The organism is Enterobacter sp. JS8-1 (assembly GCF_049187015.1).
GTDB classification, from domain to species: Bacteria; Pseudomonadota; Gammaproteobacteria; order Enterobacterales; family Enterobacteriaceae; genus Enterobacter; species Enterobacter mori.
Genome location: NZ_CP185807.1, coordinates 1 through 14,933 on the forward strand (window position 1 = coordinate 1; position 14,933 = coordinate 14,933).

General features: G+C 54.6%; 21 protein-coding genes and 1 pseudogene. 20 read left to right on the plus strand and 2 right to left on the minus strand.

What is annotated here, in order from left to right; genetic code table 11:
• The 14 genes and pseudogenes from ACOQH0_RS24015 (at nucleotide 1) to ACOQH0_RS24080 (ending at nucleotide 9,110) form a co-directional block, all read left to right on the plus strand.
• Nucleotides 1-2,013, plus strand: coding sequence for a ParB/RepB/Spo0J family partition protein (locus ACOQH0_RS24015; protein WP_421512514.1), 2,013 nt, complete (start codon nucleotides 1-3; stop codon nucleotides 2,011-2,013).
• Between the two features lie 37 nt (nucleotides 2,014-2,050).
• Nucleotides 2,051-2,485, plus strand: a complete 435-nt coding sequence (psiB, locus tag ACOQH0_RS24020; RefSeq protein WP_421512515.1) for a conjugation system SOS inhibitor PsiB — start codon at nucleotides 2,051-2,053, stop codon at nucleotides 2,483-2,485.
• On the plus strand, nucleotides 2,482-3,213 hold the full coding sequence (locus ACOQH0_RS24025) for a plasmid SOS inhibition protein A (protein WP_262319797.1): 732 nt from the start codon (nucleotides 2,482-2,484) through the stop codon (nucleotides 3,211-3,213). The genes psiB and ACOQH0_RS24025 overlap by 4 nt, the downstream gene beginning before the upstream one ends.
• Nucleotides 3,210-3,440 carry a hypothetical protein gene (locus ACOQH0_RS24030; RefSeq protein ID WP_032641239.1) on the plus strand — a complete coding sequence of 77 codons (231 nt, stop codon included), beginning with the start codon at nucleotides 3,210-3,212 and terminating at the stop codon, nucleotides 3,438-3,440. Before ACOQH0_RS24025 ends, ACOQH0_RS24030 begins: the two co-directional genes overlap by 4 nt.
• Nucleotides 3,437-3,661: a hypothetical protein gene (locus ACOQH0_RS24035; RefSeq protein ID WP_221696978.1), complete on the plus strand. Its 225-nt coding sequence runs from the start codon at nucleotides 3,437-3,439 to the stop codon at nucleotides 3,659-3,661. The genes ACOQH0_RS24030 and ACOQH0_RS24035 overlap by 4 nt, the downstream gene beginning before the upstream one ends.
• A 191-nt stretch (nucleotides 3,662-3,852) precedes the next feature.
• Nucleotides 3,853-4,002 (plus strand): annotated as a pseudogene (locus tag ACOQH0_RS24040) (DUF5431 family protein); the annotation flags it as partial.
• The gene (locus ACOQH0_RS24045) at nucleotides 3,944-4,069 is read left to right on the plus strand and encodes a type I toxin-antitoxin system Hok family toxin (protein WP_223540704.1); all 126 of its coding nucleotides are present in this window, start codon (nucleotides 3,944-3,946) and stop codon (nucleotides 4,067-4,069) included. The pseudogene ACOQH0_RS24040 and the gene ACOQH0_RS24045, both read left to right, overlap by 59 nt.
• Nucleotides 4,070-4,950: 881 nt before the next feature.
• The gene (locus tag ACOQH0_RS24050; RefSeq protein WP_421512516.1) at nucleotides 4,951-5,265 is read left to right on the plus strand and encodes a hypothetical protein; all 315 of its coding nucleotides are present in this window, start codon (nucleotides 4,951-4,953) and stop codon (nucleotides 5,263-5,265) included.
• Nucleotides 5,266-5,324: 59 nt separating this feature from the next.
• Nucleotides 5,325-5,786, plus strand: coding sequence for a DUF1419 domain-containing protein (locus tag ACOQH0_RS24055; RefSeq protein ID WP_214593203.1), 462 nt, complete (start codon nucleotides 5,325-5,327; stop codon nucleotides 5,784-5,786).
• A gap of 89 nt (nucleotides 5,787-5,875) precedes the next feature.
• Nucleotides 5,876-6,076 carry a hypothetical protein gene (locus tag ACOQH0_RS24060; protein WP_031494497.1) on the plus strand — a complete coding sequence of 67 codons (201 nt, stop codon included), beginning with the start codon at nucleotides 5,876-5,878 and terminating at the stop codon, nucleotides 6,074-6,076.
• A 40-nt stretch (nucleotides 6,077-6,116) separates the two neighbouring features.
• Nucleotides 6,117-6,908, plus strand: a complete 792-nt coding sequence (locus ACOQH0_RS24065; protein ID WP_096151569.1) for an N-6 DNA methylase — start codon at nucleotides 6,117-6,119, stop codon at nucleotides 6,906-6,908.
• Between the two features lie 43 nt (nucleotides 6,909-6,951).
• Nucleotides 6,952-7,287: a hypothetical protein gene (locus tag ACOQH0_RS24070; protein ID WP_221696949.1), complete on the plus strand. Its 336-nt coding sequence runs from the start codon at nucleotides 6,952-6,954 to the stop codon at nucleotides 7,285-7,287.
• A gap of 691 nt (nucleotides 7,288-7,978) precedes the next feature.
• Nucleotides 7,979-8,272: a hypothetical protein gene (locus ACOQH0_RS24075; RefSeq protein ID WP_072163962.1), complete on the plus strand. Its 294-nt coding sequence runs from the start codon at nucleotides 7,979-7,981 to the stop codon at nucleotides 8,270-8,272.
• A 16-nt stretch (nucleotides 8,273-8,288) separates the two neighbouring features.
• Nucleotides 8,289-9,110 (plus strand): DUF932 domain-containing protein, encoded by an 822-nt coding sequence (locus ACOQH0_RS24080; protein ID WP_015572081.1) that lies wholly within the window; start codon nucleotides 8,289-8,291, stop codon nucleotides 9,108-9,110.
• 64 nt (nucleotides 9,111-9,174) lie between these two features.
• On the opposite strand, the gene ACOQH0_RS24085 is transcribed toward ACOQH0_RS24080, so the two are convergent.
• Entirely contained in the window at nucleotides 9,175-9,678 is a 504-nt protein-coding gene (locus ACOQH0_RS24085) for a lytic transglycosylase domain-containing protein (protein WP_421512517.1), read from the minus strand.
• A gap of 573 nt (nucleotides 9,679-10,251) precedes the next feature.
• Between ACOQH0_RS24085 and ACOQH0_RS24090 the strand changes: the two genes are divergently transcribed.
• On the plus strand, nucleotides 10,252-10,647 hold the full coding sequence (locus ACOQH0_RS24090; RefSeq protein WP_032641258.1) for a conjugal transfer protein: 396 nt from the start codon (nucleotides 10,252-10,254) through the stop codon (nucleotides 10,645-10,647).
• A 32-nt stretch (nucleotides 10,648-10,679) separates the two neighbouring features.
• On the opposite strand, the gene ACOQH0_RS24095 is transcribed toward ACOQH0_RS24090, so the two are convergent.
• Nucleotides 10,680-11,321, minus strand: a complete 642-nt coding sequence (locus ACOQH0_RS24095; protein WP_325821509.1) for an Arc family DNA-binding protein — start codon at nucleotides 11,319-11,321, stop codon at nucleotides 10,680-10,682.
• A 196-nt stretch (nucleotides 11,322-11,517) separates the two neighbouring features.
• Between ACOQH0_RS24095 and ACOQH0_RS24100 the strand changes: the two genes are divergently transcribed.
• Genes ACOQH0_RS24100 through traB form a run of 5 tightly spaced genes read left to right on the plus strand, consistent with a single transcriptional unit; the run spans nucleotide 11,518 to nucleotide 14,923 of the window.
• A complete protein-coding gene (locus ACOQH0_RS24100; protein ID WP_325821510.1) occupies nucleotides 11,518-11,871 on the plus strand; it encodes a type IV conjugative transfer system pilin TraA in 354 nt (117 codons plus the stop codon).
• 3 nt (nucleotides 11,872-11,874) lie between these two features.
• Entirely contained in the window at nucleotides 11,875-12,177 is a 303-nt protein-coding gene (gene traL, locus ACOQH0_RS24105; protein WP_325821520.1) for a type IV conjugative transfer system protein TraL, read from the plus strand.
• A 6-nt stretch (nucleotides 12,178-12,183) separates the two neighbouring features.
• Complete coding sequence (locus ACOQH0_RS24110) at nucleotides 12,184-12,765, plus strand: TraE/TraK family type IV conjugative transfer system protein (protein ID WP_032641264.1); 582 nt, start codon at nucleotides 12,184-12,186, stop codon at nucleotides 12,763-12,765.
• An 11-nt stretch (nucleotides 12,766-12,776) separates the two neighbouring features.
• Entirely contained in the window at nucleotides 12,777-13,517 is a 741-nt protein-coding gene (traK, locus tag ACOQH0_RS24115; protein WP_023338038.1) for a type-F conjugative transfer system secretin TraK, read from the plus strand.
• A 2-nt stretch (nucleotides 13,518-13,519) separates the two neighbouring features.
• Nucleotides 13,520-14,923: an F-type conjugal transfer pilus assembly protein TraB gene (gene traB, locus ACOQH0_RS24120; RefSeq protein ID WP_325821521.1), complete on the plus strand. Its 1,404-nt coding sequence runs from the start codon at nucleotides 13,520-13,522 to the stop codon at nucleotides 14,921-14,923.
• The last annotated feature ends 10 nt before the right edge of the window (nucleotides 14,924-14,933 follow it).

The window sequence follows — 14,933 nt, forward strand, 5'->3', positions numbered from 1 at the left end:
ATGGTCGCCACCAATACTACGGCAAAAAAACCCGTTAAATCCACCCGCGCTAAAAAGTCTGCGGAAAAAATCGCGCAGTCTACCGAGCAGAAGCTCGTCCAGCTGCTCGCTGATACGCCCGTGCAAATCTTCCCGTACTCCCGCCTGTCACACACGGGCTTAAACACGCGCATCATTCCGCATACCGATCAGGAAGTGGAAGAGATGGCAGACAGCATTCAGGCAATGGGCATCCTGCAAAACCTGATCGGTGCAGAACTGCCGGACGGTACGATCGGCATTGTCGGCGGGGAAGGTCGCCGCAGAGGTACAGGCATTCTGGTGATGCGCGGTGTGCTCGATGCAGACACGCCGTTTGTTCCGGTGAAAGTCCTGCCCGTGGAGATGGCGGTGGCGGCCTCGATGATCGAGAACGGTCGACGTAAAAACATGCATCCCGCCGAGCAGATTATCGGTTTTCGTACCCTTCAGCAGGAAGGTAAAACGGCCTCTCAGATCGGCGCACTGATGGGCTACCACCCGCGCCACGTTCAGCGCTGCCTGAAGCTGGCGAATCTTGCCCCCTCCCTGCTGGATGCACTGGCGCGGGATGAAATCTCCCTTGAACAGTGTGAAGTCCTGACACTTGCTGATACCCATGAGCGTCAGGAGCAGGTCTGGAAAGAGGCTGTTGTACAGTGGCGCGATCCTGCTGTACAGACTCTGCGCAAAATGGTGACCGACGACAAGATGGCCATTAGTCACCCGATGTTTGAGTATGTGGGCGAGGAAGCCTATACCGCCGCTGGCGGTACGCTGACCGCCGACCTGTTCAGCGACAAGGACAGCACCTTTGCCGATGCGGCGCTGGTGAAATCTCTGCTGGCTGGCAAGCTCACCGTGCTCGCCGCCCGCGTTAAGCAGGAGCAGGGCTGGGGCTGGGCTGAGTACCGTATGACGGAACTACGCGCCAGCGGCGAGGACAGCGAAAACTATCGCTTTGCCATGCCGATGGCTGTGCTGACGGAAGAAGAACAGAAGCGCGTCAGTGAGCTGGAAGAACAAATGGAAGCTACTGAAAGCTACGATGACGAATACGAGCTTCAGCAGCAGATCGATGACATCTACTGTGAGGCGCAGTACCGCGAAGCCACGCCGGAGTTTCGCGCCGCCCACGGTATCTGGGTGTCATGGGACGGTAGCAATTTTCAGGTTCAGCCTGGTATCCGCAGGCTGACCGACGAAGACCGGGCAGAAGAAGAACAGGCGCGTCAGGAACGTGAAAGCAACGTGATCAGATACACCGCACCTGACATTCCCGCCGATGCCTATCCGGCAACGCTGGTTAAGGCCATGTCTGCGGAGCGCACTCTCGCCGTTCAGGCAGAACTGGCGGGTCGCCCCGATGTATCGGTGGCACTCCTGACGTGGACGCTGTGTCTTGCGCTCTTTGACCGCACCCACGGCAAACGCAGTGAACCGCTGAAAGCCTATGTGACCTCGAATCAGTATCACCTTGCATCACTGGCTCCATCCGGTGAAGAAGGGAAGGCGCTGACGGCGCTCAATGCACAGAAAGAGGCGCTTCAGGCAACGCTGCCCGAAAACTGGCATCTCGATTTCACCTGGCTGCTGTCATGGTCAGCAGAGCAGGTGAACACCCTGCTGGGATTCTGTGCAGCGCACGGTATCAACGGTATTCAGGAACGTATGTATAACCATACGCAGAAAAGTGAACTGGACGGGCTGGAAGCGGCGCTGGACTTTGACCTGCGCAAATGGTGGCAGCCGGATGCTGAGAGCTACTTCGGTAAGCTCACTATTTCCCAGATTGGCAAAGCCTATGAAGAAGCCGGACTCAGCGCCCGTGCGGGTGAAGTTGTGAAGCTCAAGCGCCGCGATGCGGCGAAGGCCGCCGAGCAGGATCTGAATGCTCAGGGCTGGCTGCCTGACTGGATGGTGCGCCCAGCGCCAGCCGCTGAGGCTGAAGAAGCGACCGAATCCGACGCTGACACCACTGACCACGCTGCTTAATACCGGAGGCCGCCGCCTTCGGGCGGCGGGAACAGACATGACCATGCAATATGACCTGAACCGAATCAACACCCTGACCGCCACAGACCTGGAGTTTATCCGTCAGCAGGGCGAGGACGTGCGCCGCGCCCTCAGCGATGCCGTAACCGGCCTTCTGTCGACACCTGAAGGATGGTGCGTCTGCGCCGAGTTCCGCACCGAGTTCGGCGGCTTCTTCCCCGTCCAGTGCCGCTTCAGCGCGGACGGCAGCGATGACTGGCATCTGTGCGTGTGCAGCCCCGGCGAAGTCTCGCCTTACTGGCTTCTGGTGCTGCTCTCCTCCGGCGGTGAAGTGGTGCGTACCCTTTACCAGAGCGACACGCTCCAGCCTGACCGGATAAACCAGCTGATCGCGCAGCTGGCAGGTATGCGCCGCTTTAACTGCACAGCCAGCACCGTGGTGAACCTGATGAGCGTGGAGGTGACAGCATGATCCCGTCCTCACACGCGCTCGTTTCCCTGAAGCCCGCCCGTCAGGCTGCAATTCAGGCTATCAGCCATGTTGAGTCTGCCCGCGATCGCGGCGCACGACTGCCCGCCATGCCGTATGTGCGTACCTTTCTGCGCCTTCTCACGGGCAGCGGACGCCTCAACGCCACGGTGGCCAATAAAATACCTGGCCTGCACTGGGTGCCAAATAACCGTCATTCGAACCTGAAACAGGTCGAGGAAGCGCTTAATACGATGATTGCCACCAGTGGCGAAGCCTGCCCGCTGCCGCTCACGATTGACGTGCAGGCCGAACTGTTTCCTGAAGTCATGCACACCCGAACGGGTCGACGGCTGCACAGGTCCGGCATTAAGACCACGCGCCAGCTGCGCCGCCAGTCTCGTGAATATGAACAGCGCTGGAAACTGCGCCAGAACCTGCTGGAGCAGGCGAAAATCGACCTGAATTTTCAGTCACCGGAAACCGTCTGCACCTGGTACACCCGGTGGAGCGACGAGTTTGACGCGGCAGAGCTTGCCGGACCGTTCTGGCGCTGGCAGTCGCGGTTCACGTCGCTGAAGGAACTAGACTGGCTTCGCATGAGCGGCGATCCGCTGTATTCGGTCATGTACCAAATTCCGTTTATTGTCCGGGAGACGCCGGAGCATATCCGTACTGCTGAACGCTGGCAGGTACCGAACAAGCTGCGTTATCAGCAGGGGGCAGAATGAGAAATAACCCCTGCAAGACGGAGCTGAAAGTCGCCCGCAGCCAGCGTAACAAGCTCCGCACCATGTCGGCAAAGCTGAAAGAGATGTGCTGCGAGTGGGACGGACTCAGCGGCTGGCTGGAAACCGAAAGCGAGCAGCTGGCTGAGAGTATAGACAGGCATCTTGAGGCGCTCGAAGACCAGATCCGCGAGTGGTCAGAAGGTACGGATAACCGGGAGGGATATTGAGTATTATCAGCCGCAGATTCGACAAAAAAGAAACGGGTACCGTGTTCCGGCATGCTGAAAGCGGGAAGATCCTGTACCGCCTTGATGCCCGGCTGGAGCGGGATGACTGGGAGATAGTGCAGGCGATAATCAGCCTTGTTTATAACGCCGGCGTGGCCGCCGGAAGCAAACAGCGAGCCGCTGAAATTCGTGAGGCGCTGGGGATTTCAGGGGCTGAATGACGCGGAAAAACGATGAGGATTTATACAGTTTTCAGACTGTTATTCCTGGGCAGATGATCGACAACGGGATATAATGGCGATGGCGCTTGAGGCTTTTTGCCTCATGACGTGAAGGTGGTTTGTTACCGTGTTGTGTGGCAGAAAGCAGAAAGCCCCGAGTAATTTTTCAATTAACCCGAGGCTTAATCTGTATGCCTAGACAACATCAGATTAGCCGCTTACCTGCCGAAAGGCAAGGAGAAGTCAGCTATGAAACTGCCACGAAGTACCCTGCTCTTGTGTGTGTTGATAGTGTGTCTCACACTGCTGATATTCACTTACCTGACACGGAAATCGCTCTGCGAAATCCGTTACAGGGACACGAACAGGGAGGTGGCGGCTTTTATGGCCTACGAATCCGGTAAGTAAGCTACCTGAAGGCGGGGGAAACCCCGCCTTTTCAGGAGCTGAGTTGGTCTGACATGCCTGAAGCGCCTTTATGAAGGGGTTGCCGGTTTACCGGTAGCCCCTTTTTCCATCCCGAAGGGTGCAGTCGCATGCATGAACAACCCGGAAGGTCTGTTCCCCTGCGGGGAACGGGGGAAGGGGGACGCGCCTTCGGCGCTGCCCCTCTGCTCCCTCCGCCTTGTCCACACTCCAGCCTTTCCCGCCTGATTTTGCTGAAGTCAGCGCGCCATGAGTTACCTGCCTGTGCCTGGCATCAGCCTGGTTTTCCCTGTGTTCTTCATTCCGGGCATCATATACGGCGTCCTGCTGGTTAACTTTCTCAGCTGCAGCTCCGTGGCTATAACCCGAAAACAGGGCAGGGCGATGGCCCCCTTCGGCTCCCGGCCAGCGCTGCTGTCCGGTCGTCGAGCCCCACTCCGCCAGGGCGGCTGCTGCGCACCCGCCAGGCTCCGCCGAACCCCTCCGGGTTTCGGGCCATACGGCTAGGGTCTGATGGCGAAGGTCAGGGGCTGCGGCTTCTCCGGCCGTGCCGTCCGGAACGCCTTCACCGCGCCGGCTGATGCCGTCGCTTTAATGGCGCCACGCCGTTCCGACGTGTCGGGTGTGTGCATCCTGTTCCCCCGGTGAAGCCATCCCCCGTGTGTCCTCACGCGGAGGGCTGCTTGTAGCACCGTCGGGTCGTCATCCAAGGGGTGAAATGCACTCCGCCAAAACTTTTTGCGTGCCGCAAAAACTTTAGTCTCCGCCCCTTTCCTTCCTCCCTTCGCCGTTGCTCCTTTGCCCTTTGCCGCGAGAGAACTCACCAGGGAGATGGACAACCATCACCACAGGAGAAAACCAGGATGCACACACGAAACGTCAACGTCAAAACCGCCGCTCAAGAATCTTCCAGGAAGATAGGGGGAAAAACCGTGTCGTACACGATCCTCGTCGCTGAGATGAAAAAAAACTCTGAGGAGGAATCGGACGTTCTGGAGTTCAGCAGCCTTGCAGAGCTGAAGAAACTGCGCAGACGCTGCCCCGAAACAATGCGCTGCACCTATTTCTACGCCCTCAGCAGCGGTGTCGATAAACAGTTCCGCCATATCCATGTGGCTGAAGCTGACCATTTCAAACAGTTTGTGCGCCTGATCGAGCGCGCTGGTATCGACATTTAAATCCCGTTCACCCCGTGCGGCAGCCGCCGCACGGAACCTCATCAGACAGGAGCATAAAGATGAACGTTAACCCCCCGGCCGCTGCACCAATGGCCTTTTTCGTTCCGTCACATAACGCCGTTTATGACCGGGCAACCCAGCTGGAAGGGCAGTGGGTGACTCAGCGTGAAGCAATAACGCTGGAATCCCTGCGCCGTCTCTATCCGGATGCGGAGCTGATCCCCGCGACTCAGGTACAGGAAAAGCAGAATGACGGCTATCGCCGTCCCTGGGCGGAAATCACCGAGGCCCGGTATATCGACCAGCTGGAAACACTGCCGCCAGTGGACTGGTGCAGGGGGTTTGGCGGGGAGTCGTTCAAATCAATGGAGTTTACGGGCGGGGATGTGACCGCAATTTTTGTCCGGTACGGCGCGCGTTTCTTTGAGTGCCATGACCTGCACACCCGCCATCACCGTGAGCTGATTGGCGACGTGATCGCCCGTTTCTGTCTCGATGCGCCGCTGAATTCCGCGCATTAAAAAAGCAGGGTTGCCCCTGCTTTCTCAACGCCGTATCTGGCCTACCAAAACGAGATACGGCAATCACAACCAAAGTAAGGAGATTGATCGTGAAATTTGACCCGCAAACTGTCGCACAGGCGAAGGCATTTGTAAATGCCCTCCGCGCCGGAAAACGCGCACGCGTACCCGCGCTGCGCTTCTCACAGTGGCAGCCGTTCCTGTCCGTGGTAAATGCCGAAACGGGCTACGCCGCCGATGCTGACTGCGGTCTGGCTGTCAGCGTCTACCCGGCGCTTGGACTGGCTTAACAGGAGACGGCCGCCCGCGGGCGGCCGGTAAGGAGAAACCATGTCACAACTGAGTTTTGAATCCCTGTTCCTGTCTGACCAGGCAGAGGCGCTGCCGCGGGCTTCTGCTCCTGCCCGAATGTTGTCGCCAGCTGAGGCGCGTAGAGAGTTCGCCAGTGTCTTCCGTCAGACTGCGAAACATATGCGCCGTTCCGAAGTGTTCCGCGACTTTATCCAGCTTGCTGCCAGCCAGCTGGATGTGGCTCGGCTGCGCACGCCAGAGGGTATGGAAAGTAACTATCTGATCTGCAAACGTTATGAACCGTCCGATTTAGACGCCATGAACCAGCTGTTCTGCCTGTTGGTGGAGGGACTGGCGGGTGAAACTCATGATTTCCTCGGCGCGCTGTATATGGAGCAGGAGCTGGGCGCGGATGAAATGGGGCAGTATTTCTCTCCGTCCTCCATCTCCCGCCTGATGGCCGGACTACTCATGCCCGGCGCTCAGGAGACGATAAAGCGTGAGGGTTGGATGACACTCGATGAGCCTGCCTGTGGTAGCGCCGGTATGGTCATTGCCTTTGCATACTGGATGACTGATGCGGGATATAACCCGTCAGAACAGCTGTATGCCACCTGCACAGATATCGATCCGATGGTGGCTGATATGGCCTTTATCCAGCTGTCACTGCTGGGTATCCCTGCGAAAGTCGTGACCGGTAACACGCTGACCCTGAAAGCAAATCGCGTGCGTTATACCCCCGTTTATTACTTCAATGACTGGAAGGGACGTCTGGAGTTCCGCAGCCGTTTCGAAGCTATGAAAAACTTTCTGGCCACCGTGGCCGCCTGACTGACAGAGCGGCAGGGCAGACCTGCCGCAGGGAGAGAGAGAAATGATGAGCAACACACTGAACGCTGTTCCGGCCACCGTGCTGGAGACGATGGCAGAACGCCTGCAAGGCCAGGCTGAACCGATAAAAATCCGCAGCAACGATGATCACGCCGCGCTGGCTGCAGATGTGCTCTGGAAATTTGCCCGTAAAACCGGGCTGAACAGGGAAAGCGAAAGCGTGCAAACTGTCATCACGGATTTTCTGGCCAATCTGCTGCACCTGTGCGAACAGTGCGAGCCGGACGGGGCTGGCATCGAGGGATTTAATGCCCTGCTGAAAATGGCCATGATGCACTATGAACAGGAAAACGGAGGTGACAGCGAAGAACCGATCTGAGCGGAAATCCTGGCCCCGGTGCATATCATCGGGGCAACCGCAAAAAACGCTAACCCTTCGGGGAAACGGGGAGGGCGAAAGCGCCTCCGGCGCTCCTGCCTTTCCCCGTTGCAGTGATGCTCTCCTCATCGACGGTCATAACCGGCGTCCTGCTGGTTAACTTTCTCAGCTGCAGCTCAGTTATGGCCATAACCGAAAAACAGGGCAGGGCGATGGCCCCCTTCGGCTCCCGGCCAGCGCTGCTGTCCGGTCGTCGAGCCCCACTCCGCCAGGGCGGCTGCTGCGCACCCGCCAGGCTCCGCCGAACCCCTCCGGGTTTCGGGCCATACGGCTAGGGTCTGATGGCGAAGGTCAGGGGCTGCGGCTTCTCCGGCCGTGCCGTCCGGAACGCCTTCACCGCGCCGGCTGATGCCGTCGCTTTAATGGCGCCACGCCGTTCCGACGTGTCGGGTGTGTGCATCCTGTTCCCCCGGTGAAGCCATCCCCCGTGTGTCCTCACACGGAGGGCTGCTTGTAGCACCGTCGGGTCGTCATCCAAGGGGTGAAATGCACTCCGCCAAAACTTTTTGCGTGCCGCAAAAACTTTAGTCTCCGCCCCTTTCCTTCCTCCCTTCGCCGTTGCTCCTTTGCCCTTTGCCGCGAGAGAACTCACCAGGGAGATGGACAACCATCACCACAGGAGAAAACCAGGATGCACACACGAAACGTCAACGTCAAAACCGCCGCTCAAGAATCTACCGGAAGATGTGATTCAAACCTCACAACGTCCCAGTTCACGGATCTGTTTTGCTGGGTCCTGGCAGCAACGGAAGGGGAGCCACAACCGGCAATTTTTACGCCGCCAGAGAATGCCACTGAGTTGACGTTAATAAATGACGAATGCCCGGATTATATCTCTGTCTGGGTTGTAGATGGTCGCCCGGTGGCAGCTGCAATGCCGCTGGATAATTTTCACCGCGTTATTTCTTCATCTCTAACTAAATAATCAGGAGTAAATAAAAATGGTCAGTTTCGCAAGCCGTTATCGTATGCCTACCTCGATCCGTAAAGACCGTCCGCTGACGAATGATGAATTACAGCGCATCGTTCCCAGCGCTTTCTCATCGGATAAACACGATTCACGCTCTGAACGTTATACGTATATACCGACCATTAACATTCTTGATCGCTTACGTGATGAAGGTTTTCAGCCATATTATGCAACTCAGTCACGTACACGTGACCAGGATAAACGCGACTTTACAAAGCATATGCTTCGCCTGCGCCGTCATGACCAGATTAACGGAAAAGAAGTACCGGAAATTATTCTGCTGAATAGCCATGATGGTTCAAGCAGCTATAAAATGATCCCCGGTATGTTCCGTCAGGTTTGCAGTAATGGTCTGGTTGCATGGAAGGATTTTGGTGAAATCCGCGTACCCCACAAAGGGGATATTGTCGGGCAGGTAATTGAAGGCGCTTACACGGTGCTGAAAACATTTGACGCGGTTGATGAAAATATTGACCTCATGAAAAGCATTCAGCTCACTTTGCCTGAGCAGCGCCTTTTTGGTGCGACCGCCCTGGAACTTAAATACGATGGAAAACCAGCGCCGATTACACCGGAGCAAATTATTAACCCTCGCCGTGTGCTCGACAGAGGCCAGGATTTATGGACCACGTTTAACGTGGTGCAGGAAAATGTGATCCGTGGGGGAATTCGTGGCAGAACGGAAAAAGGGAAGATGACCAGAACGCGGGAAGTCACCGGAATAGATGGTGACATCAAATTAAATCAGGTGCTCTGGAAAATGGCTGAGGAGTTTGCAAAGCTGAAGGCCTGAAAATGAAGCCGCTCAACAGAGCGGCTTTTTACTGCCCGCTGTTAAGCGATGCTGTTTCTGTAGTTTATATCTCATGCTCCTTTCCCGCAGCTGGCGCGAGACGTTCAGAAAGTAATTTTTTTCTGGCCAGTAATACGCGATATATATTTTTGATATCCTGTGCATAGGCCTTGCGCTGCGCAATGAGCTTTTTGCTCGGTCCAGTATTATACATCCCCACGCTGTCCCAGTTTTTTCCGTATGACCGAAAGTTGTGCGCCAGTACCCATGCTCCCGTATAAACGCAGATACATGGATCATTTAACAGGCGCTCACGGGTAATATTGAAGTTTTTAAGTTTACCGTAATGGGAACTGTTCACCTGCATACCGCAGACATCTTCCGTTCCATTCCTGTTTGATCCATTTATCGCATCCGGTACCAGATGGCTCTCTTTAATCGAAATTGACATAAGCAGCAGCGGATCAATTTGGTAATCTTTCCCGGCCTGATCAAAGCACATCTGCGGAGCTGCGCCAGCAGATAGTGAAAGAGTCAGCAAAGCAGCAGGCAGTAACGATATTTTCATAGCTTGGCCTTTTAGCGAAATAAACGGGCTCTGGAGAGGCGCTTTAAAAAATACCCCGGCGGATCGTCGTAATCAAGTAAATTCACTACAAACGCGCGTGAGCGCTCTCCTGATGGGATTTAACACCTGTCCGAAATAAACATGTCAGAGCAGTAGGCGGTATTAACATGCCGCTCTTTACTAACCCTTTAAAACATCACACCCCACGCAAGACTTCGTCTTGCAGATTTTTCCTTTTATTTCAGTGGGATGTTTGTAAGAAATTTGCGCGATTATGAAATGTGACCGCTTAATGTCGTACATACCGACACTACACTATCGTATAATCCTGATACCTGTTAGTGTCGGTATGTCACACATGTATCATACAATTGTAGATATGCTTTATTTACATTGAATTATATATCGCACAGTGTCACACTGTCGCACATCATAGTGCTGGATTGTACTACTGTATAGAACAGGAATTCACAGCAGTATCAACCCATTACAGCCTTGCACAGCAATCTGATAATCCACCAACAAGCCATACGTAGTGTCGGTTCCGACACTAACTTAAAACAGGTAAGAAATATGGGAAGAGTCGGCATCTACCTTAAAGATAAAATTGAACGTGAAGTTCGCGATATAGTTCAACAAGACCTGCAAAACGGTGCGAATGCTGGAGAAGCAAACATATCAGCCACCTGCAACGAATTAATCAGGCTTGGACTGCTTGTCTATAAACGCGATGGCGAGGATGGCAACCAGTTTGATATCGAAGGATATCGCAGAGACCTCATAAGAAAAGCAGCCGGCTCCCGCGAGGGCACATTCCTAATCGCCACTTTACTTTCTGAGATGTATTTAAAAATGACAGGAAAAGACGGCGAGGGTAGCCTCGAAGATACGCTTAATATGATTATAACCGGCATTAACACAGCTGAGGATGAGGCAGAAGCCAGACACTTCATCAACGAAAAAGAATAAATCTGTGAGCCGGACATCCCGGCTCACATCGATCACAGGGACGGCTTTTCATCCCAGGGAAGGTCACTTTTCTCCACCTCCTTTATTTTTTCTTTCAGGAACACCTCGAACTCCATGCAAAGAACTTTAAGCGCCTGCGCATCCTCGTTCTGGTCAAGTAACCTTTCCGTAAAATAACCCAGCGTATTCATCAGACGGGTGAGCATTTCGTCATTCAGACTACGGTTATGCACTTTCGCCATTGCCCTGATTTCATCCGCAAGGTTTTCAGGAATTCGCATGCTATATCCGGTTGTTTTCCCCGGAAGTAAAACTCTTTCACCCTCACGCCACATCCACAATTGCTCCTGCTTGAGTGGGGTTTTAACTTCATCCACAACTTGAGCGGATTCACTATCAAGTAATTTCCCAAGCCACTCCTCGAATCTTACCGCCAGCGCTATGAGCCGCTCACCCTCCGCAGTTTTAATGACTGGCTTACCCGGCTGATAATTTAGCGACAATAAAAGCCTGGCAATAATTTCCTCATTCACACTCCTGTTGCCAGCTCTGGCACATATTCTCAGCTCCATAAGCAAATTATCCGGAGCACGCAATCGCCACTCCACCGCTTCACCTGGCTGGAACTTACGCGGACGGCCGCGACCATCCCACATTTTCTCTTTAACTTTCATAGCTATAGATCCCGGAGGCCATTTCCGAACTTTCTGGTCAACAAAGCCTACTCACTTACATATTCGGATAAATCTGAATGATTCCAAAAAGTGTGACATGCGTCACAGTTTTTTTTTTTTAGGGTCATGGGACAATTGCGCCCGCGTAAACAAGCACTTACGCGATTCACTTTTGTTTACTTCGGAGAAAACAAACATGTTAACCAAAGGCAGTGCCCTTAACGTCGGTAAGGGATGGGCGGTAGCGTCTTTATTCCGCAAGACTCGCGAAAATCGCCAGGCTAAATTTTACTTAAAGTCAGCAGGCGCTTTTTTAATTGCACTTATGGTCACTCACCCGGCATTCGCATCTGGTACTGACCTTCTTTCCTCACAAAACACCACGGTTAATTCAACCTTCGGTTCTGGTTCTTCACTGGTTAAATGGTTCTACATCGCCGAAATCATCATGGGCCTGTTTATTTACATTAAGGCCCGCAATCCACTGGTGTTCGTCGGTATCGTTCTGGCAATCATCTTTACCCGTGTCGCCTACGGCATCGCGAGCTAAATGATGAACGGGGAAGGAGATAAATATAACTTCCCGGAAACAATGAACCAGCAGGGCCGCTATTTAGGCTTACCGATTGACGAACTGATTGTTACCGCACCCCTTTTAGTTTTGGGGGTGCTTAACAACTTGTCACTTGAACTTGGTGTAATCGCGGGAATCCTCTGGTTTATCGTCAGATATCTGAAAAAAGGGCAGGGGTCATACTGGTTGCTTAATTTCTGTTACTGGCACCTGCCATCACTTTTATTCAAAGTAACCTTTCGCCAGATACCTGATTCAAGTTTCCGGCACTGGAGGGCATAGTTTTTCATGAAACTGAATATTAAAGGAGAGCGCGATAAACAACTCCGCTATGCGTTTATTGGTCTTTCAGCTTTAACTTTACTCATGGGCGCAGGGAATGTACTGACAGGGTCACTGGCATGGTATTTCGCCACAACCCAGAAAACCATCACCACGCCGTTAACGTTTAACCGCCCATTTGCATCAGATTCTAAAAGTGTCGATGCGACCGGTCTGACACAGTTCGCCGCTTCCTTTATTTACTGGCGACTCAACGTTACCCCGGAAAACATCGAACATAACCAGAAAATGATTCTTGGATTTGTCCCATCCGCCGAACGGGACGTACTCAAGAAAGCCCTGGACATAGAAACTGAGCGTATCCAGAAAGCGGGCATCACCACCCAGTTCGACACGAAAGAAATTCGCGTCATGGATGATGGCTCCGTGCAGTACAGCGGGGTACTGAAATCCTCCACCACAAACGGCGCAATCATCACGCCACTGAAAGACCAGGAAAAAACCTACCGACTAAAACTGAGCTATGACAACGGTGTGATTAACCTCCACAGCTTTGAAGAACTCAAGCCGGTATCTTCCACTAACTGACAGGACTGCCCATGAAATTTCGCATTTCACCGGCAGCTGCTGCTGTGTTTCTGGCAGCGGGATTATTTACCAGCGGCCTCCGGGCCGCTTCCGCACCCGCAGCCATTCCGTTTGAGAACGACGCCGCCTTTAACGTCACCCTCAGCAACACCAACCCGAGCAAGGTTGTTGTAGACGGAGAACTCATTACCAGCATCAGCGGACCAACCGGTGCGTATGACCAGAGCCAGACCGAGGACGGAGCGCTTATCCTGTCTCCGCTTGTCGGTCAGAACTTCACCCTGTTTATCCAGACTGACCACGGTTCATCGCTGAGCCTGAACGTCAGGCCGCAGCCGGGTAACGGCAAAACACTGCGCTTCACCCCGATGTCACCACCACTTCGCAAGAACGACGATGCGAAGGCATGGGAAGAAGGGCAGACCTATGAAAAAACGCTGGTTGCGCTATCCCGCGCTGTAGTCAATGGTCAGGTGCCGGACGACTACCGGGAATACCCGGTCAGCCGCATGCCGGCTTACACACCCGCCAGTGATGTACGCCTGACGCCTGAACGCCAGTTTGTGGGCAACCACCTGCGGGTTGTTCGCTTCCGGATGAGCAACCCGGGCAGCATCACCCGCAGCCTCCGCGAGCGCGATTTCTGGCGCAAGGGCGTCCGGGCCGTAATGCTGTCGCAGAATCAGCTCTACGCTGGCGGCGAAGGCTATGCCTGGATTGTGTTTTCAGATGACGGAGACGCCCGCCCATGACCATAAGCCTGAATGAAAACCTGAAAACCCGCCGCAAGCAGCTGGCTATCCTGGCCGCCGTCATCATTGGCGGCGCAGCTGCAGCAGGCGGCGTAATGTGGTACGGGCAATACCAGCAAAAACAAAAGCAACCCGCACCAGTTGCAACACCAAACCTGACCGGCGTTGTGACCGCGACGTTTAACGAACAGGTCAACGATGCCGCACTGACACAGCAGCAGGCAAAGACCTCCGCTCTTGAGCAAAACCTTGCCACGCTTGCTCAGCAGTTCGCGCAGAACAAGCTCACCACCGAACAAAAGCTGGCCGAAAAGGACGCTGAAATTCAGCGCCTGAACGACCAGCTTACGAAAGCCCCCGGCAGCAACCAGACCACTGGCCAGCAGACACCACCTGCTGGCCAGAACGGAACACCACTCCCCGGTCCCGTTGCTGCCGGCCAGGCCCGACCACCCGAATACAATGTGACCCCCGCAGGTGCACCGGCCGCCACTGGTGTGAATATGGGACAGGGCGCAGCGTTCTACCCGGGCGGCTCTGGCCAGAGGATGACAGGTGGCCTGTCGACAACAAAGTTCAGCTACGACAGCCTGAAGAAAAAGCCAACTAAATTGCCCTGGATTCCTTCCGGCTCATTCTCAGATGCTGTCCTGATTGAGGGGGCCGACGCGAACGCCAGCGTCACCGGTCAGCAGAATACCAGCCCTGTTACCATCCGCCTGCAGGGCAACATTCAGATGCCCAACAACAAGGAGTTCAACGCTGACGGCTGCTTTATTGTGGGGGAGATGTGGGGTGATATCTCCAGCGAACGCGGAAACGTCCGCACCCAGTCCATCAGCTGCATCCTGAAAAACGGCAAGCACGTGGACATGGAGTTCCAGGGGCATGTCAGCTTCCAGGGGAAAGGCGGCATTCGCGGCAAGCCCGTTATGCGAAACGGCATGATTGTCGGCTACGCCGGTGCAGCAGGCCTCCTGTCAGGCTTTGGGGAAGGTATCAAATCTGCCGCCACACCATCCGTCGGCCTCGGCGCCACCGCGGATGTCGGTGCCGCTGATGTGTTTAAGCAGGGCTTTGGCGGCGGGGCTAATAAGGCCGCTGAAACGCTGAGCCAGTACTGGATTAAGCGCGCCGAGCAGTACCACGCGGTGATTGATATCGGTGCCGGCAACCAGGTCACAGTCGTGTTCCAGAAGGGTTTCCGCCTTGAAACCATCGAGGACGCCGAGGACGCGAAAGCGAAAGAGGAACTGCAGAAAGCCGGCAACGCCGCGCAGAATGCCGTAACTCCGCAACCGGCGAGCCAAACCACCGCATCTAGTACCACCTCAGTCGGCAATATCAACCCGGATGACGTTCTCCGTCAGGCCAGTCAGCTGCGCCTCGGTGACACCATCAACTAAGGGAGCTGCA

Coding starts and splice junctions, on each gene's coding strand:
- ACOQH0_RS24015 (WP_421512514.1), top strand. CDS start 1: ATGGTCGCCACCAATACTACGGCAAAAAAACCCGTTAAATCCACCCGC.
- psiB (WP_421512515.1), top strand. CDS start 2,051: ATGACCATGCAATATGACCTGAACCGAATCAACACCCTGACCGCCACA.
- ACOQH0_RS24025 (WP_262319797.1), top strand. CDS start 2,482: ATGATCCCGTCCTCACACGCGCTCGTTTCCCTGAAGCCCGCCCGTCAG.
- ACOQH0_RS24030 (WP_032641239.1), top strand. CDS start 3,210: ATGAGAAATAACCCCTGCAAGACGGAGCTGAAAGTCGCCCGCAGCCAG.
- ACOQH0_RS24050 (WP_421512516.1), top strand. CDS start 4,951: ATGCACACACGAAACGTCAACGTCAAAACCGCCGCTCAAGAATCTTCC.
- ACOQH0_RS24055 (WP_214593203.1), top strand. CDS start 5,325: ATGAACGTTAACCCCCCGGCCGCTGCACCAATGGCCTTTTTCGTTCCG.
- ACOQH0_RS24065 (WP_096151569.1), top strand. CDS start 6,117: ATGTCACAACTGAGTTTTGAATCCCTGTTCCTGTCTGACCAGGCAGAG.
- ACOQH0_RS24070 (WP_221696949.1), top strand. CDS start 6,952: ATGATGAGCAACACACTGAACGCTGTTCCGGCCACCGTGCTGGAGACG.
- ACOQH0_RS24075 (WP_072163962.1), top strand. CDS start 7,979: ATGCACACACGAAACGTCAACGTCAAAACCGCCGCTCAAGAATCTACC.
- ACOQH0_RS24080 (WP_015572081.1), top strand. CDS start 8,289: ATGGTCAGTTTCGCAAGCCGTTATCGTATGCCTACCTCGATCCGTAAA.
- ACOQH0_RS24085 (WP_421512517.1), bottom strand. CDS start 9,678: ATGAAAATATCGTTACTGCCTGCTGCTTTGCTGACTCTTTCACTATCT.
- ACOQH0_RS24090 (WP_032641258.1), top strand. CDS start 10,252: ATGGGAAGAGTCGGCATCTACCTTAAAGATAAAATTGAACGTGAAGTT.
- ACOQH0_RS24095 (WP_325821509.1), bottom strand. CDS start 11,321: ATGAAAGTTAAAGAGAAAATGTGGGATGGTCGCGGCCGTCCGCGTAAG.
- ACOQH0_RS24100 (WP_325821510.1), top strand. CDS start 11,518: ATGTTAACCAAAGGCAGTGCCCTTAACGTCGGTAAGGGATGGGCGGTA.
- traL (WP_325821520.1), top strand. CDS start 11,875: ATGAACGGGGAAGGAGATAAATATAACTTCCCGGAAACAATGAACCAG.
- ACOQH0_RS24110 (WP_032641264.1), top strand. CDS start 12,184: ATGAAACTGAATATTAAAGGAGAGCGCGATAAACAACTCCGCTATGCG.
- traK (WP_023338038.1), top strand. CDS start 12,777: ATGAAATTTCGCATTTCACCGGCAGCTGCTGCTGTGTTTCTGGCAGCG.